At 43.8% G+C, this 26,646-nt stretch carries 20 protein-coding genes and 3 tRNA genes; 10 read left to right on the plus strand and 13 right to left on the minus strand.

Annotation, left to right across the window (positions count from 1 at the left end; genetic code table 11):
* Positions 1 to 691 precede the first annotated feature (691 nt).
* The 6 genes from B4C48_RS10210 to B4C48_RS10235 all read left to right on the plus strand — a co-directional run bounded on the left by B4C48_RS10210 (position 692) and on the right by B4C48_RS10235 (position 5,156).
* The gene (locus tag B4C48_RS10210) at positions 692 to 2,125 is read left to right on the plus strand and encodes an amino acid permease (protein ID WP_291356131.1); all 1,434 of its coding nucleotides are present in this window, start codon (positions 692 to 694) and stop codon (positions 2,123 to 2,125) included.
* Between the two features lie 159 nt (positions 2,126 to 2,284).
* Positions 2,285 to 2,360 (plus strand) — tRNA-Glu (locus B4C48_RS10215).
* Positions 2,361 to 2,472: 112 nt separating this feature from the next.
* Entirely contained in the window at positions 2,473 to 3,891 is a 1,419-nt protein-coding gene (locus B4C48_RS10220) for an amino acid permease (protein WP_291356133.1), read from the plus strand.
* 81 nt (positions 3,892 to 3,972) lie between these two features.
* Positions 3,973 to 4,866, plus strand: a complete 894-nt coding sequence (locus tag B4C48_RS10225; RefSeq protein ID WP_291356135.1) for a hypothetical protein — start codon at positions 3,973 to 3,975, stop codon at positions 4,864 to 4,866.
* A gap of 127 nt (positions 4,867 to 4,993) precedes the next feature.
* A tRNA-Glu gene (locus B4C48_RS10230) sits at positions 4,994 to 5,069 on the plus strand.
* Positions 5,070 to 5,080: 11 nt separating this feature from the next.
* Positions 5,081 to 5,156 (plus strand) — tRNA-Glu (locus B4C48_RS10235).
* Positions 5,157 to 5,397: 241 nt separating this feature from the next.
* Here B4C48_RS10235 and B4C48_RS10240 read toward each other — a convergent pair.
* From B4C48_RS10240 to B4C48_RS10265, 6 genes are all read right to left on the minus strand, one after another.
* Positions 5,398 to 6,642, minus strand: coding sequence for an NADH:flavin oxidoreductase/NADH oxidase family protein (locus B4C48_RS10240; protein ID WP_291356137.1), 1,245 nt, complete (start codon positions 6,640 to 6,642; stop codon positions 5,398 to 5,400).
* A gap of 100 nt (positions 6,643 to 6,742) precedes the next feature.
* Positions 6,743 to 8,332: an ABC transporter ATP-binding protein gene (locus B4C48_RS10245; RefSeq protein ID WP_291356295.1), complete on the minus strand. Its 1,590-nt coding sequence runs from the start codon at positions 8,330 to 8,332 to the stop codon at positions 6,743 to 6,745.
* Positions 8,307 to 9,320 carry an ABC transporter permease gene (locus B4C48_RS10250; RefSeq protein ID WP_291356139.1) on the minus strand — a complete coding sequence of 338 codons (1,014 nt, stop codon included), beginning with the start codon at positions 9,318 to 9,320 and terminating at the stop codon, positions 8,307 to 8,309. Before B4C48_RS10250 ends, B4C48_RS10245 begins: the two co-directional genes overlap by 26 nt.
* On the minus strand, positions 9,320 to 10,384 hold the full coding sequence (locus B4C48_RS10255) for a microcin C ABC transporter permease YejB (protein WP_291356141.1): 1,065 nt from the start codon (positions 10,382 to 10,384) through the stop codon (positions 9,320 to 9,322). The genes B4C48_RS10250 and B4C48_RS10255 overlap by 1 nt, the downstream gene beginning before the upstream one ends.
* Before the next feature lie 39 nt (positions 10,385 to 10,423).
* Complete coding sequence (locus B4C48_RS10260; protein ID WP_291356142.1) at positions 10,424 to 12,262, minus strand: extracellular solute-binding protein; 1,839 nt, start codon at positions 12,260 to 12,262, stop codon at positions 10,424 to 10,426.
* Between the two features lie 29 nt (positions 12,263 to 12,291).
* Entirely contained in the window at positions 12,292 to 15,579 is a 3,288-nt protein-coding gene (locus B4C48_RS10265; protein ID WP_291356144.1) for a lytic transglycosylase, read from the minus strand.
* Between the two features lie 222 nt (positions 15,580 to 15,801).
* On the opposite strand from B4C48_RS10265, the gene dnaQ reads away from it, so the two are divergent.
* The 3 genes from dnaQ (at position 15,802) to nudC (ending at position 19,802) form a co-directional block, all read left to right on the plus strand.
* A complete protein-coding gene (gene dnaQ, locus B4C48_RS10270) occupies positions 15,802 to 17,259 on the plus strand; it encodes a DNA polymerase III subunit epsilon (RefSeq protein WP_291356146.1) in 1,458 nt (485 codons plus the stop codon).
* Positions 17,260 to 17,385: 126 nt separating this feature from the next.
* Positions 17,386 to 19,029, plus strand: coding sequence for a chemotaxis protein (locus B4C48_RS10275; protein ID WP_291356147.1), 1,644 nt, complete (start codon positions 17,386 to 17,388; stop codon positions 19,027 to 19,029).
* A complete protein-coding gene (gene nudC / locus B4C48_RS10280) occupies positions 19,029 to 19,802 on the plus strand; it encodes an NAD(+) diphosphatase (protein WP_291356148.1) in 774 nt (257 codons plus the stop codon). The genes B4C48_RS10275 and nudC overlap by 1 nt, the downstream gene beginning before the upstream one ends.
* Before the next feature lies 1 nt (position 19,803).
* Here nudC and B4C48_RS10285 read toward each other — a convergent pair whose 3' ends face one another.
* Genes B4C48_RS10285 through B4C48_RS10300 form a run of 4 tightly spaced genes read right to left on the minus strand, consistent with a single transcriptional unit; the run spans position 19,804 to position 22,788 of the window.
* Positions 19,804 to 20,691 (minus strand): alpha/beta hydrolase, encoded by an 888-nt coding sequence (locus B4C48_RS10285; RefSeq protein WP_291356150.1) that lies wholly within the window; start codon positions 20,689 to 20,691, stop codon positions 19,804 to 19,806.
* Positions 20,681 to 21,364, minus strand: coding sequence for a BON domain-containing protein (locus B4C48_RS10290; protein WP_291356152.1), 684 nt, complete (start codon positions 21,362 to 21,364; stop codon positions 20,681 to 20,683). Before B4C48_RS10290 ends, B4C48_RS10285 begins: the two co-directional genes overlap by 11 nt.
* A gap of 60 nt (positions 21,365 to 21,424) precedes the next feature.
* On the minus strand, positions 21,425 to 21,853 hold the full coding sequence (locus B4C48_RS10295; protein WP_291356154.1) for a YraN family protein: 429 nt from the start codon (positions 21,851 to 21,853) through the stop codon (positions 21,425 to 21,427).
* Positions 21,853 to 22,788 carry a penicillin-binding protein activator gene (locus B4C48_RS10300; RefSeq protein WP_291356156.1) on the minus strand — a complete coding sequence of 312 codons (936 nt, stop codon included), beginning with the start codon at positions 22,786 to 22,788 and terminating at the stop codon, positions 21,853 to 21,855. Before B4C48_RS10300 ends, B4C48_RS10295 begins: the two co-directional genes overlap by 1 nt.
* 12 nt (positions 22,789 to 22,800) lie before the next feature.
* Between B4C48_RS10300 and rsmI the strand changes: the two genes are divergently transcribed.
* Complete coding sequence (gene rsmI / locus B4C48_RS10305) at positions 22,801 to 23,640, plus strand: 16S rRNA (cytidine(1402)-2'-O)-methyltransferase (protein WP_291356158.1); 840 nt, start codon at positions 22,801 to 22,803, stop codon at positions 23,638 to 23,640.
* 80 nt (positions 23,641 to 23,720) lie between these two features.
* On the opposite strand, the gene B4C48_RS10310 is transcribed toward rsmI, so the two are convergent.
* The 3 genes from B4C48_RS10310 to ubiH form a co-directional block, all read right to left on the minus strand.
* Positions 23,721 to 23,969 carry a hypothetical protein gene (locus B4C48_RS10310; RefSeq protein ID WP_291356160.1) on the minus strand — a complete coding sequence of 83 codons (249 nt, stop codon included), beginning with the start codon at positions 23,967 to 23,969 and terminating at the stop codon, positions 23,721 to 23,723.
* A gap of 178 nt (positions 23,970 to 24,147) precedes the next feature.
* A complete protein-coding gene (locus B4C48_RS10315) occupies positions 24,148 to 25,395 on the minus strand; it encodes an FAD-dependent monooxygenase (RefSeq protein ID WP_291356162.1) in 1,248 nt (415 codons plus the stop codon).
* Positions 25,392 to 26,600 carry a 2-octaprenyl-6-methoxyphenyl hydroxylase gene (ubiH, locus tag B4C48_RS10320; protein WP_291356164.1) on the minus strand — a complete coding sequence of 403 codons (1,209 nt, stop codon included), beginning with the start codon at positions 26,598 to 26,600 and terminating at the stop codon, positions 25,392 to 25,394. Before ubiH ends, B4C48_RS10315 begins: the two co-directional genes overlap by 4 nt.
* Positions 26,601 to 26,646: the final 46 nt, after the last annotated feature.

Genomic DNA, 26,646 nt, shown 5'->3' on the forward strand with positions numbered 1-26,646 from the left:
TATTAATTTTTATTGAAAATAATTCTCATTTATATTGATTAAGATTTTAAAGTTAATGATATCGCCAGCATTACATTTTATAGGACTTTCTAATAATTATACGTTTTGCTTCCTCCCCTCTTAGCTTTGCTATTTTAGCCATGTTAAGTTCTAGTACTTCTGCTGAAACTGCACCAACACAGAACAGGATAAATTGATCATCCTTATAGATTTAGTACCAGTTATTGTAGAAGTCAAAGAATCAGTCCGTGAATGAAACCTCAGCAAAACCCTATTCAGATGAAGTTCGCCGCTTTATTGCCGATATCAGTTATAAATTTTAAGTTTAACTGCTGGGCACTTCGCTGCCCTTTTTTTATCTCAAGTTGCATGTTAATTTCATGCTATTCGAATTAATGAACCTGCACTCATGTTGAAAAAAGTTTTTCTTGTATTAATCATTCTCCTCCCCTCTGCTTTATATTTATATATTGTCAGTAAAGACACTCCTCCATCCAAAGACTCATCTGCTTCGCCTGCATCAACTCCAGCTCAGGAGCAGCCCCAGAAATACCAGACTCCAGACCACTAATTTGCGGTCTTTTGTATTTCAAATTCTTTAACTGCCTTCCCTCCATTCATGAAAAATGATTTATTTGAAATTTCACATAACAAACACTTAAAATAATACTTTCAACCTATTATTGATCTTATGCAATCTCCCTCTCAACCTTCGCAGCATTCGTCTGCCGGGGAGCGTAAGCCATCGCTGAAAAGAGCGATGACCACACGCCACCTCATTATGTTGTCGCTCGGTGGTGCCATCGGTACTGGTCTCTTTATGGGGTCTGGTGAAGTCATTTCACAAGCCGGACCACTTGGTGCAGTCCTTGCCTATATCATTGGCGGCTTAATCGCGTATATGGTGATGCTGTGTCTTGGTGAATTGGCTGTACATTTACCGGTATCCGGCTCTTTTGGTGCATTTGCCTCGAACTATATTGGCCCAGGTACAGGCTATATGGTGTCCTGGATGTACTGGCTCGGCTGGTCGGCGACCTTGGGTACAGAATTTACCGCAGCGGCCATTCTCATGCAGGAATGGTTTCCACAAACTTCAATCTGGTTATGGACGCTCATCTTTGCCAGCGGTGTGCTCATTTCCAACTTAAGTTCAACCCGTACTTTTGCCGAGTCCGAATTCTGGTTATCACTGATTAAAGTTGCCACCGTACTGGTGTTTATTATTCTCGGTTTTAGCAGCATCTTTGGTTTCATTCCATTCCAGGGTTATGAAACTGCACCGATGTTTCATCATCTGACTGAACATGGCTGGCTTCCGAATGGTTTGTTCCCGCTCTTTGCCACGTTGTTGATCGTCAACTTTGCCTTTAATGGCACAGAAATGATCGGGATTGCGGCCGGTGAAACCGAAAATCCTGAAAAAAATGTCCCTAAAGCCATTCATGCGGCGGTGTGGCGTTTAATGATTTTCTTTGTCGGTACCATTATCGTGATCAGTTCATTGCTTCCTTATAGCGATGCAGGTCTAAATGCCGGTGCTCAAGGTGACGGTTTAAGCAGCAGTCCATTCGTGTCGGTGTTTAATCTGATGGGCATTCCTTATGCGGTGGATATTATCCGCTTCGTAATTATTACTGCATTGCTATCGACCGCTAACTCGGGCCTGTATGCCGCTTCACGCATGATGTGGGCTTTGGCGGCTCAAAACCAGCTGCCTCGGATTTTTGCCAAAGTCAGCAAATCTGGAGTTCCGGTCATTGCAGTATTGGTGACCATGATTGGCGGTTTACCGGGACTGTTGTCTGAACAGTTTGGTGCAGATGTCATCTTTAAAAACCTGATGGGCGTGGCGGCATTTACCATGGTTATCGTGTGGATGAGTATTTGCTGGAGCCAGTTTAATTTCCGACGTCAATGGTTGAAGCAAGGCCATAGCGTTGCGGAACTTAAATTCCGTACGCCGTGGTTTCCTCTGGTACCGATCCTAGGTTTTATTTGTTGTACCGCGACGGGTTTAAGTATGGCTGCCGACCCTGAAATGCTTTCAGGTTTTATTGGCTGCTTGCTCTTTATGGCTGCCTGTTATGCAAGTTATTACTGGTTATATCACCCTAAAAAGTAATGTTCTGTTATAGCTACAGCTTAAGCACAGTTTAAAAACTGTGCTTTTTTATTTTAGATTTGTCATTTTTTATCCAGTTAATTCAATATTTTAAAAATAACACAATTACAGGTTTGACAGTCCGATTAAAAATCCATAATATACGCATCACCTCCTAACGACCCTATCGTCTAGAGGCCTAGGACATCGCCCTTTCACGGCGGTAACCGGGGTTCGAATCCCCGTAGGGTCGCCATATATCGTTTCATACGATCATTCAAATTCCAATAGTTATCATTATTACATTGCAGATTTGTAGTTTTTCACTACAATAGCTCGCTTCATTTATCTTTATTCATTCTTCTCTTATGCAGTCATCTCATACTCCGAATGATGCTTCGCATCAGGGCAATTCTGCGCCATTAAAACGCGCTATGAGTACTCGACATCTGGTCATGATTTCGCTGGGCGGCGCAATCGGTACAGGTTTATTTTTAGGTTCGGGTGAAGTCATTGCACAAACGGGGCCTGTAGGTGCCATCATCTCCTATGTATTAGGCGGTTTAATCGCTTATGCAGTCATGCTATGCCTAGGCGAACTTGCGGTACATATGCCTGAATCAGGTTCGTTTGGTACTTATGCCCGCAGATACATTGGTCCGGGTACAGGCTATATGATCACCTGGTTGTATTGGCTGACCTGGACCGCAACGCTGGGGACGGAATTTACCGCTGCTGCGTTGCTGATGCAGGAATGGTTTCCGCACATTTCCGTCTGGTTATGGACCATTATTTTTGCTGCAGTGGTTTTCGGCTTAAATATGAGTTCAACGCGCTGGTTTGCCGAATCTGAATTTTGGTTATCCTTAGTTAAAGTACTGACTGTTATTGCCTTTATTTTACTGGGCCTATTGGCTATTTTCGGTATTTTAAACTTTAATGGCTATGAATCTGCGCCTTTGTTTAGCAACTTAACCGCTCAAGGCTGGTTTCCTCAAGGCTTGTTCCCTATTTTCGCAACCATGCTGATTGTCAATTTTGCCTTCTCCGGTACTGAATTGATTGGTGTGGCCGCCGGTGAAACCAAAGATCCTGCGAAAAATGTACCTAAAGCCATCAATGCGGCTATTTGGCGTTTATTGATTTTCTTTGTCGGTACCATTGTTGTCATTAGTGCGCTTTTACCCCACCAGATGGCCGGCCTGGATGCTGAAGGTGTCAGTAGCAGTCCCTTTGTGACTGTATTTACCCATATCGGCATTCCATATGCTGAAGACATTATTCGTTTTGTAATTATTACGGCATTATTGTCTGCGGCAAACTCAGGCTTATTTGCTGCCTCACGTATGATGTGGTCGTTGTCTGACAAAAAACAATTACCTGCGGTGTTCTCCAAAGTCAATCATCGTGGCATTCCATTTGTGGCCGTGATCGTCACCATGATGGGTGCTTTACCAGGCCTATTGTCTGAACAGTTTGCGCCAGAGACTATCTTTAAGAATTTACTCGGTGTAGCCGCTTTCACCATGGTGATTGTCTGGATGAGTATCTGTTTAAGCCAGTTCAATTTCCGTCGTCAATGGTATAAACAGGGCCACAGCGCAAAAGACTTGGGCTTTGCGGCACCCTTGTTTCCTCTTGTACCGATTTTAGGTTTTGTGTTCTGTTTTATCACCGCAATAAGTATGGCTTTCGATCCTGAAATGCTGCCTGGCTTTATTGGATGCCTGATCTTTATTGCAGCCTGTTATCTCAGTTACTTTGTTTTCTACCGAAAGCAAAACTAACACAAAAAAGGAGTGGTCAAGTACCACTCTTTTTTTTAAGCTCAAGATAGATAATTACATCTCTACATCATCTGACCTTGTATGAAAATTATTTTTATTCACGGCATGAATCAACAGAATTATGATCAACCCTCATTAAAACAACATTGGCTATCTGCTTTTAAGACAGGCTTGTCCCATTCCCAGCAAAATATCGATCTCAACGCTCTGGAGATACGTTTCCCTTTTTATGGCGATTTGCTTAGCAAACATCATTTATATAACAGCCTGGATATAGATACCTTTTTACCCAAGTCCATTTCCCATATCCATCTTCCCTTTCATTTAAGGCATAACAATACGATTGTTCCCGAACATCATCCCTGTGCGAGCAGATTACCGAGTGTAAATCCCGAATGCTCCGAGTCATTCACTCAGCGATTGGCCCTGATTACCGCACTCACCAGAGATCACGCATTTAAGGAACTGGCCCTATTTCTGAATCATTATCCCAAACTGCATGAAACATTTATCCATAAATTCCTGATTGAAACCTATTTATATTTATCCAATCCGGATTTCATGCATGAAGTCCATCAGCGGATCATGTCTTATCTTCGTCCCGAGTTGGATCATATTATTGTGGCGCATTCTCTGGGTTCGGTCATCACCTATAACCTGCTGCATCAATATCCCCAATTTAGAATTCAGCGTTTTATTACCTTGGGCTCGCCCCTTGCTTTTAGGGTCATACAGGAAAAACTTATTACTCCGATATCCCGGCCACCTCAACTAGAGGGTGACTGGTTTAACTTTTATTCACCTGATGACTTTTTAACTGCTTTCCCTTTATCCGAAGCACCCTTCGATTTTGAACCACCGATCATTAACCAGGCGATTACCACCTCCCTGTATAATCCTCACAGTATTACCGGCTATTTGCAAAATCCGGCGGTGGTCAACAGCATCATTAATGGTCTAACAACCGAAAAATAGCGCATTACACAGTACATTTCACATATTTGTTTTATTTTTATTCAGTTGAATCTATTTTTAAAAATTATCCCGGAAAAAGGTTTGACAGGGTGTCCTATCCACCCTATTATACGCCCACCTCTGAAACGTCCCTATCGTCTAGAGGCCTAGGACATCGCCCTTTCACGGCGGTAACCGGGGTTCGAATCCCCGTAGGGACGCCAATTTCTTAGATGACCCTATCGTCTAGAGGCCTAGGACATCGCCCTTTCACGGCGGTAACCGGGGTTCGAATCCCCGTAGGGTCGCCATATTCGAGATAGCAATATCTCACAAAAAAGCCTGATCATTTTGAATCAGGCTTTTTTGTTTTTAACAGTATTCAATCTACATTAGCTTTCTATCTTTAATTTTTTAGCTTAAGAAAAATAATGCAGTCTCAAAATATCTAGCTATAAAAAAGCAAACCTGCCTTTCAACTAATATTAGAGAAAGGACAATGGTCTGCGCTAGAATTTCAATCTTACCGGTCTAAAGCTGAATCAACCAAACTTAAGCACTACGACGTGAATTAATCTGACCTTTAATGATTGCCGTGATATTGCCTTTGGCATATTTAAAGAAAACTTTCAGCGGTGACAGTTTCGGATTTGGACGTTTACCTTGGGCAATATCTTTAAACTGCGCGGCATACCAGATAATTTCCATGATCGCCATTTTATCAACCATTGGAATGCCGGTTTTGATTTTATCTACTGCATAACGCACGTCCTGCCCTGCAATCAGACGGTCGGTTAAATCGGTTTCCACTGCCAATGGACGGGCAATACCAATAAAATCACAAGCTCCACTGTCCAGCGCTGCATTCATCCCTGCAGCCGTACGAAAACCTCCTGTCACCATTAAATGACATTTGACTTCTTTGCGAATCTTTTCGGCAAAGTCAAGAAAATAGGCTTCGCGGGCAATACTGCTGGCTTTGTGTTTTTCTGCCTTGGCACCGGCCATGGCTGGGGCTTCATAAGTTCCACCTGAAATTTCAATCAGATCAATTCCAGCTTCATCAATCGCCTTAAATACCGTAACTACTTCTTCTTCGGTAATTCCGCCACGCTGGAAATCTGCTGAATTCAGTTTTACGGAAATGATAAATTGATCGGAAGTCACTGCACGGACCGCTTTATAAATTTCCAGCAAAAAGCGCATGCGGTTTTCAATTGGACCGCCCCATTGATCCTGACGTTTATTGGTCAAGGGTGATAGAAACTGGCTGATCAGATAACCATGTGCCCCATGCAACTGTACGCCTTCAAAACCGGCTTTCTCACAAATTTGGGCAGAAGTTGCAAAACGCTGAATAATATCGAGGATTTCATCTTCACGTAATTCACGTGGTGTACCAAAGGTAGTGGCCAGCATTGGGCTAAAAGGCACCGCCGATGGCGCCACCGTTTCTTTATTTAAACCTTTAGGACACTGACGCCCCGGATGGGACAATTGAATCAGCTGCACCATGCCATGACGTTTACCGACTTCTGCCCATTGCTTCAACTGAGCAAGATCACGCTCTGATTCAATCACTACCACGCCCGGTTCATTTTTGGCGCGGAAGTCCACCATCACATTACCGGTAATGGCACAGCCCAGACCACCTTTTGCCCAGGCTTCATAAAGATTAAAATGCAACTGGCTGGGTTGACCTGCGTCATTTGCCAAGGCTTCACTCATCGCCCCCTTGATAATGCGATTTTTAAAAATGATATTTCGAATTGTGGTTGCTTCAGCCAGATGACTCATATCTCAATCCTGATTTGTTTGTATTTATATAGAGTTAAGACTCTAAACTGATTATGCCATCCGTCAATGATAATTCTGACAATATGACTTGTCAGTATATTTATACGTACTGACTGGCTTCAATCAATTGACGGGTATATTCTGTTTGCGGATTTAAAAACAATTGTTCTGTACTTTGAAATTCCATGACCTGTGCACGGCGCAGCACCAGCACTTTCTGGCACAAAGCTTTGACCACTTGCAGGTCATGGCTGATAAACAGATAACTGATCTGATGTTCCTGTTGTAATCGTCTTAACAGTTTCACGATCGCACGCTGAGTGGTGCGGTCCAGTGCCGAGGTCGGTTCATCCAGAATTAGTAACTTCGGTCGTAATACCAATGCTCGTGCCAATGCGACACGCTGACGTTGCCCACCCGAAAGTTCATGCGGATAACGTGTTCTAAAGCTGATCGGCAATTCGACCTTTTCCAGAGCTTCATCAATCCGCTGTGATATTTCTGTGACTGACAGTTTTTTTAAGCCCAATCCTTCACCAATCGTTTGTTCCACGTTTAATCGCGGATTTAAACTGCTAAACGGGTCTTGAAATACAATCTGAAATTCGGCGCGTAGAGGTCGTAACTGCTTTTCATTGCACCGGTTTAAATCGGTACCGAGCAGCACAATTTCACCGTCACTTTTAATCAGTCGGGTAATCGCTAAGGCCAGTGAGCTTTTACCCGATCCGCTTTCACCGACAATGCCAATCGATTCACCTTGCATTAACTGTAAATCCAAGGGTTCCACCGCCACAAAGTAATCTTTGACCCGATTTAACAACCCCTGCTTAACCGGAAACTTCACCGCGACCTTATGTAAAGCCAATAGATTGGGAGCTTCTGCAATTTGAATGGCTTCACCAAAATCATGGTTCAGTAAATCGCGGGTATAGGCTTGTTTCGGGTTTTTAAAAATTTCCGCAACACTGCCCTGTTCCTCTACCTTGCCTTTATTCAGCACAATCACCTGATCGGCATAGCGACGTACCAGATTGAGGTCATGACTGATCAGGATCATGGCCATATTTCGGCTTTGCTGTAACGATTTAAGCAAATGTAATATTTGCGCCTGTAAAGTCACATCCAAAGCTGTAGTCGGCTCATCGGCAATCAGAATGTCCGGATCTAAGGCCAGCGCCATGGCAATCATCACACGCTGACGTTGCCCGCCGGAAAGCTCATGCGGGTAACGGCGTAATTTATCTTCCGGGTCTGGAATGCCGACATCTTTTAACAATTCAATAATTCGTGCCCGGGTCTTCTGTTTGGACCAGCCTTGCAGCAATAAAGTTTCACCGATAATTTTCTCGACCCGATGCAAAGGATTTAAAGCTGTCATCGGTTCCTGGAAAATCATGGCAATTTTATGGCCACGAATTTGCCGCAGCTGTTCGGTCTTCAGCGACAGTAGATTTTGCTGTCCGAATAAGGCCTGACCTTTTATTTTTAGTGTGCTGGGTAACAGTCCAAGCAAAGCGAGACTGCTAATCGACTTGCCCGAACCGCTTTCACCGACCAAGGCAACGGTTTCACCAGCATGCAGCTGAAAATTCAGGTCATCTACCAGCACATGTTCTGCTTGCCGGATATTTAAATGCTGCACGCTTAATAACGCTTGCGGATTATTGGCGTCTTGGATCGAATGCATCACGTGTCGCCTCCCCAATATAAATCAATAAAGATAGAACAATGGCCAAGGTAAAGAAGCCTGACAACGCCAACCATGGTGCATTCAAATTGGATTTGCCTTGTAATAATAATTCACCTAATGATGCTGCATCGGGTGGCAAGCCATAGCCCAAAAAGTCTAATGCGGTAAGTGCAGTGATATTGGCGGTTAACATAAACGGTAACTGCGACAGGCTGGAACTCATGGCATTCGGCAAGATATGGCGCAGCATGATGGTCCGGTCTGTAACCCCCAGACTGCGTGCAGCACGGACATAGTCCAAATGACGTGCCTTTAAAAATTCTGCCCGAACCAATCCCACCAAGGTGGTCCAGCCGAATAACAGCATAATCAGAAACAGCCAGTAGACGTTTGGGGTAAACATGCTGACCAGAATCATCACCATGAATAGCATCGGCAAACCGCCCCATACTTCTAAAATCCGCTGTCCCAATAAATCGACCCAGCCACCGTAATAACCCTGAATTGCGCCTACTGCAATGCCTAAAAGTGCTGATGCAATGGTGAGTGCAAAGCCAAAAAGTAACGATACGCGCAAACCATACAGTATGCGCGCCAATACATCTCGTCCTTGGTCATCGGTACCTAACCAGTTTTGCGAGGTCGGAGCAGAAGGTACCGGTACTGCCAGTTCCAGATTAGGTGTTTGATAGGAATATTGAATTAGCGGCCAGATTGCCCAGCCCTTTTCATTGATCAGTTGCTGTACTGCCGGATCTTTATAATCGGCTTCGGTTTCAAATACGCCGCCAAAAGCCGTTTCCGGATAAGATTTTAATACCGGCACATACAGTGAATCATCGTATTTCACCAACAGCGGTTTATCGTTGGCAATTAATTCAGAAGCCAGCGACAATACAAAAATCACGGCAAAGAGGATTAAGCAACCAAACCCGAGTTTATTTTCCTGAAAGCGTTTCAGGCGCGCATGCATTAAAGGTGACATTATTCAGCACCTCGCGAATCAAAATTAATCCGCGGGTCAATCACCTGATACAGCACATCGCTAATTAAGCGCAGAATCAAACCCAGCAAGGTAAATAAGTACAGGGTGCCAAAAATAACCGGATAATCACGCTGCTGAATCGCTTCAAAACCGAGCAATCCCAAACCATCCAGATTAAAAATGATTTCAATAAACAGGTTGCCGACAAAGAAAATCCCGATCAGGGCTTCAGGCAAACCGGCAATCACAATCAGCATGGCATTACGAAACACATGACCATACAGCACCCGTGATTCTGTTAAACCTTTAGAACGCGCTGCCAGCACATACTGCTTGTTTAATTCTTCCATAAAGGAATATTTGGTCAGATAAGTCAGTCCTGCAAAACCACCGATTACCATCGCCAATAAAGGCAAAGTCATATGCCAGAAATAATCTTTAATTTTTCCCAATATGCTCAGTTCACTGAAATTTTCCGAAACCAGTCCTTGTAGCGGGAACCACTGAAAATAGGAACCACCGGCAAAGAATACAATCAGTAAGACTGCAAATACGAAGGCAGGCACGGCATAGCCAATTGCGAGTAACAATGAGGTAGATTTATCAAACAGCATACCATGCTGACGAGCCTTTTTAATGCCCAAAGGAATAGACACCAGATAAATCAGCAAAGTGCTCCACAAACCCAAAGACAGCGATACCGGCATTTTTTCCCACAGCAATTGCGTCACCGGCTTGTCTTTAAAAAAACTGCTGCCAAAATCAAAACTGGCATAACTTTTCAACATATCCCAGAAGCGGATGTGCGCAGGCTGATCAAAGCCGTATTGGGCTTTAATCTTCTCCACCATTTCTTCACTTAGACCTTTGGCCCCCTGATAATTACTTTTGGCCGTGGCGGTTTCACCACCCGTTGCCCCCAAGCCCTGAAAAGTTTCTGCCTGTTGAATGGCTTGCTCCACCGGTCCACCCGGTGCAATCTGGATCACCACAAAGTTAATCAATAAAATGAAAAACAGCGTTGGAATAATCAGCAGCAGTCTTTTTAATATATATATGCCCATCGAAACAGCGTTCCTTGTGCCTGCGTTATGCCTTATTGTTTATTTTTGACCTAAATACTGGGTGACTTTTTTGGCTTGTCCAGCGTTACTCCACCAATAATCAATGCCCGATGACAGTTTCGGTTTGACCTTCGGCTGATGATACATATTCCAGTAAGCAAACCAGTTTTCACCTTTGCCATAGGTCGGAATTTGATAATAGCCGGCACGCAACAAACGATCCAGCACCCGGGTTCTGATGACCAGTTGCTCACGGCTCGGTGCACGAATGACTTGCTGTACCATGTCGTCAATCACAGGATTTTTAATGCCAGCATAGTTGTAGTTGCCCGGCTGATCAGCCGATGCACTGCCCCAGAACTGCGCCTGCTCATTCCCCGGATTTAAAGACTGCGGCATCACACTGGTGGTCATGTCAAAATCCTTGGTCCGCATGCGTTCGATATACTGCGGTACATCGACATGACGGATAGCAACTTCGATTCCCAGGCGCTTCATATTGCGAATAAAAGGCATCAAGGTGCGCTGCAAACCATCCTGATGAATTAAAAATTCAATCCGAATCGGCTTACCCTGGGTATCCAGCAAACGGCCATTTTTAAAGGTATAGCCAGCTTTTATGAGTAGCTGGCGTGCAGTCAGCAGATTATTGCGGTTAAATCCGCTGGCATCAGACACTGGATATTTCCAATCTTTCAAAACACCCTGCCGCTGAATTGGGTTCAGTCTGGCTAAATAGGGTTTTAAAATGGCCAGCTCTGCAGGACTTGGAGCACCTTTGGCTTCCAGTTCACTATTGGCAAAGTAACTCTGTAAGCGCAGATATTGTCCATAAAACAGCGCCTTGTTTTGCCATTCAAAATCGTAAGCATAAGTAATGGCCTGACGAAATTTAATGTCCTGAAAAGGCGCACGGCGGCTATTAAACACAAAACTTTGTGTTGGAATCGGGTTCTGATGCTGAAAGCGGTATTTCACCACCATGCCTGCTTGAACAGCCGGGAAACGATATTCAGTCACCCATTTTCGCGCGGTAAATTCTTCATGCAGGGTATATTGACCCGACTTAAAGCCTTCAAAGGCAATGTCCAGATTACGGTAATAAACATATTTTAAGCGGTCAAAATTATAGCGGCCTTTATTCACCGCCAAGTCTTTGCCCCAATAATTCGGATTGCGTTTATAGCTGATGCTGCGACCGGCATCTATACGGTCAATCAGATATGGCCCTGAACCTAAAATCGGTTGCATGGTGACACGGGTGAAATCCTTCTTTTGCCAATCGCGTTTTGAATAGATCGGCATCTGCGCCAGAATCAGCGGCATTTCTGCATTATTGTCAGACTTGAAACTCATCTTGACTGCATATTTGGACAACACTTCGGTTTTATCCAGATCGGACAAATACATTTGCAGTCCTGGATTGGCCTTGGTTTTATAGGTATCAAAAGTGAATTTGACGTCTTCGGCAGTCACTGCACTGCCATCGCTAAAACGTGCCCGGGGATTGAGATGGAAAATGACATATTGGGTTTGCTTGGGATCATAGGTCACTTTTTCTGCCAGCAAGGGATACATGACCCCCGGCTCATCCAGCGAATTCGACATCAGTGAATCAAACAGATATTCCACCCCATCGGTTGAACTGCCTTTGCCATTCATGCTGTTTAAATTGTCAAACGTGCCATTGCTTGCCGTACTTAAATACCCTCCTTTAGGCGCCTGGGCATTGGCATAAGGCATGACCGACAAACCTGCATATTTGGGTTGGCTATGAATGGCAATATAAGGCGTGGTCTGCACTGCAGCCCATAGCCCTTGCGTCAAAAGACTAAAACCCCATGCAAAACCCCAATATTTCGCCCTGGCAAATGACATCTAAACTGACTCCCTGTCGTGACGTATTGTTATAAGTTCGGAACTTTAATCACATCACCAATACGCAATTGTTTATTGGGTTGCAGATCATTCATTTCGGCGAGTTTCGCACTATCTAAACCATAACGGTTGGCCAGGCCAATCAGGGTATCCCCGCGTTTGATTTTATATTCAACCACAGTTTTAGGCACCACAATCTGCTGACCCACACGTAAACCGGCACGGGTATTCAGATCATTCATCGCTGCCAATTCAGCAACCGATACTCCTGTCCGGTTGGCAATGGCATTTAAAGATTCACCTGCTTTTACGGTATAGGCATCGGTATTTTTCGATGATTTCACTGCTTTTGCTACAGGTTCAGCCACTTTTGCTTCCAGTTTCGGAAGTTCTCCGTCAATTTTTAAACGTTGCCCGATACGCACGCTGGAATTACGGGTTAGGCCATTCAATGCAGCTAGATAATCCAGCTGTAAATGATATTTTTTCGCAATATTGCTTAAGGTCTCGCCAGGTTTAACCACATGGCTATCACTCTTTTCAAAGCTGACTTTTTCAATTTTTGCTTCTGCTTTGTTCGAGACAGCAACAGGCTCTTCACCCGTGAGTTTCAAACGTTGTCCCACACGTAAGCCAGTATTGCGGTTAATCCCGTTGATATTGGCAATATAATCCATACCTAAATTGTATTTTGCAGAAATGGCAGACAAGCTATCGCCTGATTGCACCGTATAACTGTCCTGAACCGTTAAACTCGCAGGAATTTTCAGGGTCTGACCTACCTGTAAACCCTGAGTATTGGATAATTTATTCAGCTGCGCCAATTCAGTTAAGGAAATTTTCGACTGTGCCGCGATACTCGTTAAAGTATCACCACGTTGAACGCGATAATTTTCAGTTTTATAGGCAGATTCTCCAGTAGCCGTTTCTGTTTTCACAGAAATGGATTTTTCTTCCGGCTTGGTCTCTGTTCTGGTTTCGACTTCATTCAATGGCACATTAATTTTTTGTCCCACTATGAGGCTACTGCCCGCACTCAAACCGGTAGTTAAATCGGCCAATTCCTGATTGGACAAGGCATAACGGTCTGCGATCAGTTTGAGATATTCACCACGTTTCACTACATAAGACTTGGTTTTCACTTTGGCAGTAGATGCAGTAGATTTTGAATTATTGCTTCTAGTTTCAGCAGGATCTGAATTGCTTTGCGCACTTTCTTTTAAAGATAATTTTTGCCCGACACGTAAACCGCTACTTACCGACAAATTGTTAAAATCTGCCAGCTGTTTAACCGATAAGCCAAACTGGCCAGCAACACCGGTCAGACTATCATTGGCTTGAACCACATAGCTTTCAGGCTGTGCTTTAGATTTAGCCGATGCAGATGTTTCGGTATTTTGTGGCTTGGCATCATACAGATAAATACTGGTACCGACATATAGCGGTGAACTTGGATCAATCTGGTTCCATTTCGCCACATCACGCCAGTTCAGACCATTTTTCATGGCAATGACAGCTAAGGTATCTCCCTGCTGAACAGTATAAGTCGTGCGTTTTCCTTTAGGCGGTACCACAACCACTTCTGAATCGGTCTTAATGTAGTTTTTACCCTGGTTGCGTTTAGCTTCTTCAGAGTCAGCCTTGGTACTTTCCGCCACACCTTTTGGATAAGCGAAACCTTTGGTTAATTCTTTACCTTGCTGTTCGGCGACTGACAGGCTGGTTTGAATGGCTGTTAACTTAATCTTGCCGTCAAATGGATCAACAATTTCGGTGCCTTGCGGTGCAATGGCTTTAATTTCTGCGACTACTTTTTCCTGTTCAGCTTTACTGGCTACAGGTTGAAGTACCTGTTCTACCGTTTTATTTTCACCTTCTGCTTTCACGACCGCCATAATTTGTTCACGTTCAGTCGCAGACAAGGGTGGCTCTACAGTGACAGGCTTGACATTCGCCACCTGACTCACTGCAACAGGAATACGTGGCGCACTTGGAATATCACTATTTGCAGCAAAAGATGCCAAGGCATCAGAGCCTTGAGGCGTAGCTATACGTGCAGTTGTAGAAGGCTTTGTTGCCGTTACAGGGTTCGCTGCTTTAACTGGTGCAGTGGTCGCTGGTTGAGCGCTTTTGGTGGTAGTCGTAGTTAATACTGGTGGTGCCGTTTTTACCGGATTAATCACTTGAGTATTTAACTCAGGCGGATTGCTTCTTTGTGGGGTGAAAGGTTGAGCTGTGCTGGCCCATAATGCCCCTGAACTTGGTGAAAGCTTTTTCAGCCGGGCATCAATAGCCGGGCTTAAATCCGCAGGAATAATAATTTTCATTGGGCTTTGGCTATCAATCCAGTCCCCACGATGCCCCGGATTGAGCTGATATAGTTCGGCACGGCTTAAACCGGTAATAGAAGCGACTTCATTCAAGTTCACCGGTCCTACCGATACCTCCCTAAAGTGAGGACGGTTGGCAATCGGTGGTAAAGACACCCCATATGCACCCGGATTTTTAATAATTTGTGCCACTGCTAAAAAACGTGGCACATAGTTCATGGTTTCCTGAGGCAGTTTCAGTGACCAGTAATCAGTCGGCAAACCTGCCGCTTTATTACGGTTAATCGCCTGCTGGATTCGTCCCGGACCGGCATTGTACGCAGCCAGAGCCAATTCCCATGAACCAAACTGATTATACAAGCCACCTAAAAATTCATAAGCTGCACGGGTGGATTCCACCACGTCACGACGACCATCATACAAACTGGTTTGTCTTAAACCATAAATCCGCCCGGTACTTGGAATAAATTGCCACATCCCGGCCGCTGCTGCACTACTGGTTGCTGCAGGGTCATAGGAACTTTCAATAATCGGCAATAAAGCCAGTTCTGTCGGCAAACCACGACGTTCCGCTTCTTTCACCGTATGGTAAAGATAACGTGAAGCACGTGCGCTCAAACGGTCCAGATAAGGTTGTCGGGAAATAAACCAGCCGCGCTGGGCTTCAATACGAGAGTCCCAATGGGTGTGATCCATCTTAAAACCAACCGTCATGCGCTTCCAGACGTCACCATGCTTCAAGATTAGCAAACGATCGCCTTCTACTGCTCTCATATCGGTTGCAGACAATAAATCTTCTAATGAATCCAAGCTGTTGGCATCTAGATATCCAGAAGAACCGACCATTTTCGATTTTGAGCTGTGTGTTGCACTCTGGCTTGAGGAACAGCCCGACAGTCCCAATGCAGCTAGAGCTGAACCCAGTACAGTTATTTTTAAAAAATTGGGTAATGCAGGCTGCCACAAAATCGCGGTTGGTTTATACATAAAAAAATCCAAACAACTCGTATAAAATTTATTTTTTAGATCTGCCATTGTAGTGAAGCATGTGGTAGACACAAGGGATTAATTTAGCGCGATTTCACTATAAATGTTACAAGAATTTAAAAAATAACCATGTAATACACTTTTAAAGTGGAATTGCGTTATACAATATGCCACTCACCTGGTTTATTTTGACTCTCATTTTAGCGTTCGGATTTGGTTTATATGACTCAAACAATCACTCTCTATGTCGATGGCGCTTGTCGTGGCAATCCTGGTTTAGGCGGTTGGGGTGCATATATCATTACAGAATCAGAAAAACATAAAATTTATGGCGGAGAAGCCGAAACCACCAATAACCGTATGGAACTCACCGCGGCGATTGAAGGTATTAAATTCTGTCCGAACAATGCCAAGTTGATCATCTGGACCGACTCCAAATATGTCAAACAAGGTATTACCGAATGGATTCATGGCTGGAAAAAGAAAAACTGGAAAGATGTCAAAAATCCGGACCTGTGGAAATTGCTGGATGCCACTTGTCAGGGCCGTGAAATTGAATGGAACTGGATTAAAGGCCATGCTGGACATCCGGGGAATGAAATGGCCGATCAGCTGGCCAATCTGGGTGCAGACCAAGCCTTAAAAGCCATGAAAAATACATCGTTATCTGCCAAAATCGTACCTGAACAACCCGACACGCTAGATAAAAAAAAAGCTGAAAAAGACTGGTTATTAGATGACCCCTTTGGTTTCGACCTGATGGAAACCGAACTGCAAGATGACAGTGAAATTTTAGCCAATGAATCTGTAGAAAATGAATCTGTAGAAAGTGAAGCAATAGAAAATACAGAACAAAACACTCTTCAGGCAAACAGCATGCAGGAACCAGAGGAAGTTCAAGATACTCTTCCACAAAGTATATCTGCTGCTTCGGAAAAACCGTTACACCCGCATATCGTGATTACGCCGCGAAGCAAAGAAGTCCATGGCCCACGTCAATTGATTCTGGATACCGAAACCACTGGTTTCTATTTTCAGGACAGCGACCGCATTATTGAGGTCGGCGCGATTGAAATGGTCAACCGTAAACTGACCGGCAGCTCCATTCATATTTATATTAATCCGCAAAAACCCGTCGGTGAATCTGAAAATATTCACGGTATTTCAGACGAGTTCTTGAAAGACAAACCCCTATACGCAGAAATTGCCGATGTGCTGTTTGACTATTTAAAAGGTGCAGAAATTATTGCGCATAACGCGACCTTCGATATGAACTTCCTGGATATGGAGTTCAAACGAGCAGGCTTTGTTGCCTTATCGGAGGTGTGTGAAGTCACCGATACCCTGGCCATGGCCAAGAGCAAACATCCGGGACAAAAGAACTCCCTCGATGCTTTGGTGCGCCGTTATGAAATTCCGCAGCGTGACCGTACTTTCCATGGTGCCTTACTGGATGCCGAAATTCTAGCGGATGTCTATCTGGCCATGACCGGTGGTCAGGTTTCTTTCGATATGGATACCCTGACCGAAAGCGAGCAGCAACAGGCACAAATCACCCGTTCTACTGTGCAAATAGACCTGCCTGTGATTTTACCTTCCGCTGAAGAACTGGAAGCACATGAGAATTGGATCAAACTATTTGAAGAAAAACATGGAACAGCTTGTCTTTTTGCAAAATAAAATCTACATTTCTAGTGGTTTTTTGTATTTAAACGTTTAACAGTTAAGTTATAGTTAAACGCAAAGAAGTCTCGCCTTGAACAGGCGACTCATAAACAGATAAAACACTAGGAAAGGTGCAGATACATGTCTTACCAAACCTCTATTCATTTTGACCCGACTGCATTGCTGATAATAAAAAATGAGGTTGATAATTCAATTAAATTAGTTGAATCAGCGGTTAGTTCCTTGGCAGAAGACCAGACTTTACCTTTTGGTATTGATGATGCACTGAATCAGTTTGAGCAATGTGCCCAGGTTCTTGCCCTGATTGATATGCAAAGCCTGGCTAAAATTGCCCAGTATTCAGCAGAGTTAATGCGCAAGATTATGGGGAATCCTGCGCAAATTAATACTCAGGAAGTGATTGCCTTAAGTGAAGGCACCACCATGCTGAAACGCTATATCGAATTTATTTGCTTGCGTGAAGTTAAAATTCCGCAATTCCTGCTCGACACACTGAATCGCCTGGAAATTGTACTGGGTAAACCTCTTACCCATGAAGGTCAGCATATCGAGTCATTACTGGACTGTATCACGCCTGATTTTCAGCTGCCTCAAGCGCCAAGTCTGGAAAAATCACAATATGTACACCGCCTGTATAAATTGTCTTTAAACAAGCTGATTAAGCAGGAAGAAACTGAATTTGATTTGCAAGCGATCAAATTGGTCGGTGCATATTTGGCAGGTCTGGCAGAAAACACGCCAAGCAAGCAATACTGGAATCTGGTACATGTGGCATTTAGTCAAATGGATCATTTGCTGTTAAACGATCCACGTTTACGCACCTTGATCAGTATTGAACGAAATATGGCGCAATATTTCAGTGCTTCAGATCGCTTCAAGCCAACGCTGCCGGATTTATCTAACATCTTGAGTTTGTGTATTAGTCAGGAAGATGACACGGCCCAGCATATTCGTAGCCAGTTAAACGTTGGTGAAGATCATCTGACCGATACGCAATTGCAGGTATTTAGCCGCCATCTTTATGGACCTGACTTTGATACCATGCATACCATTAGTGAACTTGTGACCACGGAAATGGCACAAATTCGTAATGATATCGAATTCAATTATCAAAACATGACCGCCGAGAAAACGCGGGAACTCCAAGACAAATTAATCAGTCTTGCCAACATTTTCAAAGTGCTCAATCTGAATGAAGCCTTCAATGATTTATCTCGTCAAGCCAGCTTGCTGGACAAGACCGAAGTGCTGAAAGATGAAAGTTTTGCTCAACAATTGATGAATTGTATTTTATCGGCCATGAATTCCATTGGCGTTCTGGAACGTCACCACACTTCAAGCCGTTTACAGCTTCGCGTCCACAACATGAACATCTCTTTAGACCGCTTAGATGAAGCGCATGATGCTTTACTCAATGAAACTAAAGCAGCGGTTGGCCAGACTAGTGAATCTTTAATGCAATATTTGCAAGATCAGAACCTGGCAGCTCTGGAAAACATTCCAACCCAATTACGTGAAATTGGTGGCGCCCTGCTGTTCTTAAATGCTGAATCTGGTCAGAAGTCATTAAATACTGCCGCAGCGTTTGTTCAACAGCAAATTGAAAATTCTGCGACTATCAGTACTGAACAAATCAATCACACGCTTGATACCTTGGCCAGTGCCGATATGCTGATTGACAATTTAAAATCGAAACAGCCTGTATTACAGTCGATGTTTAATGTAGCATTGGAAAGTAGTGAAAAACTGAAAACTGTAGCCTAATGTCTGAATTGTCACTTGCTTATATCTTTCATCAACATCAACTTTTAGTCGATGAAAACTTTCAACTCCCCCGGGTAGAACGTTTGGCAAGTGACCTTCAGGTCAACACGGGTGATCAGGTGATTGCCCGTGATCTTCTCGAAAATGAGCCGCTTCCCGCAGGCTTGCAACTGGTTCCTATCCGCCAATTATTAACACTCTGGGATAGCAAACAGTTTGAAACGGCCAGCCGTGCCATCCAGCTCTTAGAATGGCGTAGAAATCATCAGTTCTGTAGCCATTGTGGGCATAAAACCGAAGCCCATCCGACTGAATATGCCATGATTTGCCCTGCCTGTCGTTATCATCAGTATCCGCGGGTACAACCTTGTGTCATCACGGTCATTACACGGGGCGACGATGAAATTCTGCTGGCAAAAAATGCGAACAACAAAAGCAATATGTATGGTCTGATTGCTGGTTTTGTTGAAGTAGGAGAAACCCTGGAAGAAGCGGTACGCCGTGAAACTTTTGAGGAAGTGGGTTTAAAATTAAAAAATATTCAGTATCTTGCCAGTCAGCCTTGGCCTTTTCCAAGTAACTTGATGCTCGCCTTCCGTGCTGAATATGCATCTGGCGATATTCAGCTACAAGAGGAAGAAATTAGCGATGCGCAATTCTTTAAAATGGATCAACTGCCTGAAATTCCATTTAAAGGCAGTATTGCCTACGCCATGATTAAACACATTACCGAAGGTCATCCGGTTGCAGATGACACCCGAGAATGGCTCTAAGTTAGGGTTTTAGCGCCTCTTCCAGCACCGTTAAAATCTGTTTTTTGGTCTGGAAATAGCGACTAAACAAACTGGAAACTGATCCCATAATCGACACATGACCGGTACCGGGAATGGTAATCATCTGGCTGTGATTGCCCTTTTCCTGCAAAATACGATGTAAATCTTCTGAATTACTATGACCCACCACCTGATCATTTGCAGCTAAGAACAGGTAATGTCGCACCGTATTGGTTTCTACAAAATAATAAGGCATTACCTGCTGATATGGCACAGTCTGATCGAAGGCATCCGCACAAATCGGATCACCTTTATAATCAAAATGATAAGGTCCAGACAATCCAATAATGGCACGAATTTGACTGCGGCATTGCAAACTGTAAGGCGTCGGATGATAAAGGGCTGACATGATATTAAATGCACCGGCAGAATGCCCCATCAGCACTATTTTTTCAGTCTGGATATTTAATTTGGACTGATGCTGAGTCAAATAATTCAGCGCCAGACTCAGATCATCAATATAACTGGGAAACACATGCTGCGGCGCAAGATGATAGTTGATCACTGCAACATCATAGCCCTCTTTGGCAAAGGCCTCACCGACAAAGTGATAATCTTTTTTATCACCATGCAGCCATGCGCCGCCATGAACAAACACGATTAAAGGCCGCTGCTCGAGAGGTGATGCAGCAGAGAAAATATCGAGGCGTTGTCGTGCTTTTAAGCCGTAAGCAATATTTTCATGTAGCGTATAACCCTTTCGCGGGGTTAAACGATTCAATGCATAACTACCAAAATCGTAAAGGCGAAAATTCTTGTACTGTATTTTCACTTTTTCGACTTTTTGCTGGATTTCCTTTCTAACCGCTTGTACAACCTTATTGAGCATAGGTTGGTTCAGCCTGATCCGGATCAATCGCTACCGGTGTCTGTTCAACCGGCTGAGCATTCACTACAGGACTGCTAAAACTTGAAGTCACTGCACCGGACTGTTCTACATTATCAATCAGCGTAATGATTTTGCTGACATTGCCCACTTGTTGCAGCACCTGATTTAAATCATTAATTTCTGCCGTATTTAAACGTCCCATGACATATAAAACACCATTTTCGGTGTGAATACGCACTTTACTGTCAGAAACAACTACCGCTTTCATAATCAGGCCACGCGTATTCGCAGTGACCGTGGTATCTTGCATAATCGTGCTATAACCAATCTGGTTACCGACAGCAATATAATTATGTACGGTTTTCACATCGCTCATGGCACGCACATTATCTTCAGCCAACTGTTTTAAGTGGGCATCAGGCACTTGACCTGTTAATAATACATTGCCATGAAAACTTTCAATATTGATGCGAGATTGTTTAAAGCGACTGTCTAATTTATATAAATTGATTTTGGCGGTACGCTCTATAGAGGAATCGATAAACACCTGTCCAAGAGAACGCGCTCCACTTTCTGTACCTACCGGGGCGGATCCTGTGCCACTCGAGATAAAACTTGCACAACCAGATAAACTTGCTACACACAGTAACGTCATTGCAATACGGTTAAACACTCAGCAAGACTCCTCATTATTCAGTTCTATTTTATGTCAGCATTTACGCTATGATTTTGTTCAAAGATTAATAAACTCTTGATCAAAAGTAAAAGCATTTTCAATCCATTGTTGATCATAAGTGAATTTAGAAAAATCTTGCTGTATGGTTTTTGCAAATTGTTGAAGAAAATCAAAACAAATCACATCAAAACGGCTATAAAAGTTTTGAAACTCCTGATGGGCATCTAAAAAGCACATTGCCGACTTCATAATTTTGCGCTGTTTGGATAAAGAAATACTTTCAAAGGAATGAGCATATTGAGTCACTGAACGTGCTTTGACTTCAACAAAAACCAGTTCCTGAGCATGCTGTACAATCAGGTCAATTTCACCGTAACGACAATGATAATTTGCTGCAACCAGCTGAAAGCCTTGAGCCTGTAATACGTTCAAAGCCTGCTGTTCCGCCCATTGGCCTAACTTTAAAGGTGTCGGAAGATTTGACATTACAATGCCCGAATTCCCTTTTTAGTATTTTCATAACAATGTGGAATGCGCTGGATTTGATTATTATTAATTTGAATTAATCCGGTGCGCCCCTGAAACTGCATACTTTTTAAGTCGGGCTCTGCCAGATATTGGCTTGCAATATGCCAGGCATCTCCGCCAAAAGCGATCAGACGCTGATAAGCCATAGAAACCGCGTTTGGCTGATTGGCTGGTATCACATCCGGCCATTCTGAGCCATATAAGGCCGGAGCATCACAAAATTTCACACCTACAGGTAATATCTGACCTTGTTCAATAGAATTGGGTAAAATATAGATATTTTTATGCGGCAACTTGGTCTGGTTATTCAGCCAGGCATTATTGCCTAGCAACAATAAACCGGTGTGCTTATTTAACTTTTTTGGTGCTTCCTCGATGATATTCAGCGGATAATCTGTCTGGGTCAGTAAGGAAATCAGAAACAGTTCGTTATCAATTTCGGCATCCTTTTGCTGCAACACATACAGTTCCTTGATCTGGTCATTTTGTAATACCTGATTCAGCGCCACTGCATCATCCTGCTTGGACAAACTAAATTGTCCCACATTGGCAAGTTGTGATGACACTTCATTCAAGGCCAAAACCCGAACCTTTGGCTGCGCCTTAATTACTGCTTCTACATCTTGACGTGCCAAAGGTCCAACCACCATTTGAGTTTTTTTATTGACATTTTGTTTAAGCAACTGCGCAATTTGTTTTTTGTCCGAGTTTACAAATTTAATTGCGGTTTTCAGCTCTGATGCCTGATAAGCACCCATAAAACCCTGTTTGATACTTAATCCGGCTCGCGCCAAAGGTCCCGATTCGGGTAAAATGACCAGCACTTCAGCTTGGGCGTGGTTAAAAATGCAATACAGGATGAAGCTCATCAATATTTTTTTATTATTCAACATTGGAGAAACCTTATGAGTGCTCAGTTATTTGTTGTAGCGACCCCAATTGGGCACTTAGATGACATTACTTATCGTGCTATTGATATTCTAAAGTCTGTAAGCGTCATCGCGGCAGAAGATACACGTACTTCTGCTCAATTATTAAAGCACTTTAATATTACAACTCCGCTTACTGCCTGTCACGAACATAATGAAAGCAATAAAATTGACATATTGATCCAGCGATTGCTGAAGGGCGAAAATATGGCACTGATCAGTGATGCAGGTACGCCGCTGATTAGCGATCCGGGTTTTAAACTGGTTCGTGCAGCCCAAGAAAACAATATTCGTGTTGTACCAGTGCCTGGTGCCTGTGCAGCGATTGCGGCACTCAGTTCTGTCGGCTTGCCCAGTGACCGTTTTAGTTTCGAAGGCTTTTTGCCTTCTCGCCAGTCACAACGCCTGATTCAGTTAGAAAAGCTGAAAGATGAAACCCAGACCCTGATTTTTTACGAAGCGCCGCATCGTATTTTAGAGTCGGTTAAAGATATGGCACAGGTGTTTGGTGCAGACCGAGCTGTGGGTTTTGCCCGTGAAATTACCAAGACCTTTGAAACCATTAAAAAAATGACTTTGGCAGAATTGGTTCAGTTTATTGAAGCTGACCATAACCAGCAAAAAGGTGAAATTGTACTAGTGATTGGCGGTGCAACTGCAGAAAAGGATCTGGACCAAGAAAAACTGGACAAGTTATTGACCCGTTTACTACAGGACTTATCTGTTAAGGCCGCTTCGCAACTGGCGGCAGATTTAACTGGAATAAAAAAGAAAGTGGCGTATCAACGCGCTTTGGAACTCAGCAATAAAATCTGAGGGACTTTGGGTTCAAAAGCAAAAAAGCATCACAAAGTGATGCTTTTTTATACCACAGTTAAAACCGGTACAAGATTGAATTAATCTTTTACTGACTCGTCTGCAGGCACTTCAGTGATGCGACCACCACGAGCAAGGAAAGCAGCCACTTCATCTTCCAGCGCTTGACGCTGTTTAAGTTTGGCAGTCACTGTCAGCGTTTCAGCTTCTGCAACATCACCATCAGTTGCAACTGTATCACTGTCAGACGCGCCTTTTTCAGCGGCTTTTGCTTCATCTTCATCGACTGCGGTTTCTTCTACATCATCGTAGTCATTCATATCTGTCATCTTTATTTCTCCCCAAAAATGACTTATATCAATCCAATTTAAATTTGATTGCGAACTAGGAAGAAATTTAACAATCTCTGCACGTTTCGCATAGAGTCAATTTTAAAAAAATCGTATCTTTTTTAATCAAAAAAGTAACCTTGTATAAATATTTGTACAAAAAACGATTTTTTCAGCCTCAAACTGCATAACGTGTATCTTTTAATATCTGCAAACCGTTGGCTTGTGACATAAAGCTATCTTTTAATGCTGCATGCTGCTCCACTTGCTTTAAGCCAAAATTGCGCGCCCAAACTACGGGGAAAAGCTGGGTCGTTTCCATCCATCCAATCGCAGACATGCTATGCATCATGGCATCATTCTGACCTTTTCGGCGGTGTTCATAGCGTTGCAAGGTTTGTTCATGTGCCCATACGCCACGTTTTAAATCATGCAGCAGGGCGTCAGATAAAATGGCTGCGTCCAGACAGCCTATATTGACCCCTTGACCGGCCAGCGGATGAATGACATGCGCAGCATCTCCAATCAGGGCCAAACCAGCTTTAACATACTGCTGTGCGGCACGCGCCTTGAGTGGAAATTGTGCCCGTGGTGTGGCCTCTAAAACCTCACCCAGCATGTGATGACTTTCACGCGTAAGTAAGGCAGTAAAGTCGGTATCATTCAAAGCTGCATATTCTTCGGCATAATCATCTGGTAGTGTCCAAACGATGGATTGCCAATAGCCATCCTGTTGCGGATTTAAACTCGCCATAGGTAACAATGCCAATGGTCCAGTTTCAAGGAAAATCTGACGGGCTACATGTTGATGTGGCTGAGCAGTTCGAATGGCACAGGTCAAACCGGCCTGCTTATAATCCAGAACATCCAGATCAATAAAGGCTTGCTCACGGACAAAGGAGTTTGCACCATCCGCGCCGATCACCAGTCTGGTTTTAAGCTGTGTTCCATCCGCTAGATGAATATGCCAAATTCCTGCAATACCCTGCTCTACACCGGTGACCTTGACCTGTGTACGATAATCCTCAAGTTGCTCCAGCATTTTTTGCTGAATCGCAAGATTCAAAATACTGGGTTCCACCATCGAGCCCAAAGTCTGATCGGCAGATGGCGTTTTTATCGAAGCCTGGCCAAAATTGATTTCACCATAGCCATTCTTATTCCAGACCTGCATACCGCTATAAGGCATTTGACGGGCAAGCTTTTCCCAGACTCCGACCGTTTTCAATAAATGAATGGTCGCCTGGCTGAGTGCCAAGACCCGCGGGTTAGCAACACTTTTGGTTTTCTCGGCATCCAGGATTGGAGCAGCATCCAGTACAGTTGCCTGTACCCCGCCTTGGGCCAATAATAATGCAGTCAGACCACCGACCAGACCACCACCAATAATGACGACATCTAAAACATCTGATTGAACTTGGCTCATGCTTTTAACCCCATGGCATAGTTGGCCACCAGAGGTTTAATCCCCGGAATGGTCTCAAAAGCGACCAAGCCAGTATTACGAATGAATTTTAAAAAAGGGTTGGCGTTGCTAAAACCACGCACGACCGAATCACAGAATTTAATCACACGTTGTTGATCGGTCAGACGGGATTTTTCATAATCTTGCAGCATTGCGGCATCACCTAAATCGGCTTGCTGTGCGACTTGTTCACTTAAATAACGCACCAGGACATGGGCATCACGCATACACAGGTTAAAGCCCTGACCTGCAACCGGGTGAATGGTATGGGCTGCATTTCCCATTAGTACTACACGACCCACTGCCTGTTTTTCCGCCAACACTTGTGAGAGCGGGAAGCTGAAACGGCGACCTGTTTTTTGGAATTTACCCGCACGATCACCGTAGGTGTGCTGCAAGGCATCCAAGAAATGTTGATCATTTTCTTCACCTAACCACTCGCCTTCGGTACCTTTTTTCACTGGCCAAACCACTGAACGGCGGTATTCACCCGGTAGTGGTAATAAGGCTAGAGGGCCAAGCGGGCTAAAGCGTTCAAAACCGACATGATTATGCGGTTTAGAGGTTTGTACCGTTGTGACAATAGCAACCTGGTCATAGTCATGCTCAGAGGCACCAATGCCTAGAGCTTTACGGCAAAACGAATCACGACCATCGGCAGCAATCACAATTTTAGATTGCAGTTTCAGTAAATCATCACCACGTTGTGCTTCAATATATGCATGGTCTGAATCTTGCGTTAATGAAGTCACCTGTATGCCATCGATCAGTTCAATTAATGGCTGCTTGCGCACTTCCGTGAGTAACACACGCCCCAGCCAGGCATTTTCGATAACCTGCCCAAAACTTTCGACTTTTTCTTGTTCTGCTTTTAAACGTGCCTTACCAAAACTGCCTTGCTCGGTAATATTCACCTCTAAAATAGGCGTGGCATGTTCCTGCAAGGCATTCCACAAACCGAGTTCTTGATAGATTTGTACCGTACGACGAGATAATGCGCTATTACGTGCATCAAAACTGGAGTGATAAGGCGCAAGATGAGCATCGTCATAATTTGGGTATTTGATTGCTTCTAAGAGTTTTACGGCAATTTTGGTTTTCGCCAACATCAGTGCGAGGCTTAAGCCCACCATCCCACCACCGACAATGATGACTTCTTGCTGCATGCTTTGATCCTTATCTGTGGTATCTATAAAGTCTAGATACGTCTAA

It is taken from the genome of Acinetobacter sp. UBA3106 (genome assembly GCA_002365595.1).
In the GTDB taxonomy this organism is placed as follows: domain Bacteria; phylum Pseudomonadota; class Gammaproteobacteria; order Pseudomonadales; family Moraxellaceae; genus Acinetobacter.

Bases quoted from the DNA above. Each gene is read 5' to 3' on its own strand.
- B4C48_RS10210 (WP_291356131.1), top strand. From the start codon at position 692: ATGCAATCTCCCTCTCAACCTTCGCAGCATTCGTCTGCCGGGGAGCGT.
- B4C48_RS10220 (WP_291356133.1), top strand. From the start codon at position 2,473: ATGCAGTCATCTCATACTCCGAATGATGCTTCGCATCAGGGCAATTCT.
- B4C48_RS10225 (WP_291356135.1), top strand. From the start codon at position 3,973: ATGAAAATTATTTTTATTCACGGCATGAATCAACAGAATTATGATCAA.
- B4C48_RS10240 (WP_291356137.1), bottom strand. From the start codon at position 6,642: ATGAGTCATCTGGCTGAAGCAACCACAATTCGAAATATCATTTTTAAA.
- B4C48_RS10245 (WP_291356295.1), bottom strand. From the start codon at position 8,332: ATGCATTCGATCCAAGACGCCAATAATCCGCAAGCGTTATTAAGCGTG.
- B4C48_RS10250 (WP_291356139.1), bottom strand. From the start codon at position 9,320: ATGTCACCTTTAATGCATGCGCGCCTGAAACGCTTTCAGGAAAATAAA.
- B4C48_RS10255 (WP_291356141.1), bottom strand. From the start codon at position 10,384: ATGGGCATATATATATTAAAAAGACTGCTGCTGATTATTCCAACGCTG.
- B4C48_RS10260 (WP_291356142.1), bottom strand. From the start codon at position 12,262: ATGTCATTTGCCAGGGCGAAATATTGGGGTTTTGCATGGGGTTTTAGT.
- B4C48_RS10265 (WP_291356144.1), bottom strand. From the start codon at position 15,579: ATGTATAAACCAACCGCGATTTTGTGGCAGCCTGCATTACCCAATTTT.
- dnaQ (WP_291356146.1), top strand. From the start codon at position 15,802: ATGACTCAAACAATCACTCTCTATGTCGATGGCGCTTGTCGTGGCAAT.
- B4C48_RS10275 (WP_291356147.1), top strand. From the start codon at position 17,386: ATGTCTTACCAAACCTCTATTCATTTTGACCCGACTGCATTGCTGATA.
- nudC (WP_291356148.1), top strand. From the start codon at position 19,029: ATGTCTGAATTGTCACTTGCTTATATCTTTCATCAACATCAACTTTTA.
- B4C48_RS10285 (WP_291356150.1), bottom strand. From the start codon at position 20,691: ATGCTCAATAAGGTTGTACAAGCGGTTAGAAAGGAAATCCAGCAAAAA.
- B4C48_RS10295 (WP_291356154.1), bottom strand. From the start codon at position 21,853: ATGTCAAATCTTCCGACACCTTTAAAGTTAGGCCAATGGGCGGAACAG.
- B4C48_RS10300 (WP_291356156.1), bottom strand. From the start codon at position 22,788: ATGTTGAATAATAAAAAAATATTGATGAGCTTCATCCTGTATTGCATT.
- rsmI (WP_291356158.1), top strand. From the start codon at position 22,801: ATGAGTGCTCAGTTATTTGTTGTAGCGACCCCAATTGGGCACTTAGAT.
- B4C48_RS10310 (WP_291356160.1), bottom strand. From the start codon at position 23,969: ATGACAGATATGAATGACTACGATGATGTAGAAGAAACCGCAGTCGAT.
- B4C48_RS10315 (WP_291356162.1), bottom strand. From the start codon at position 25,395: ATGAGCCAAGTTCAATCAGATGTTTTAGATGTCGTCATTATTGGTGGT.
- ubiH (WP_291356164.1), bottom strand. From the start codon at position 26,600: ATGCAGCAAGAAGTCATCATTGTCGGTGGTGGGATGGTGGGCTTAAGC.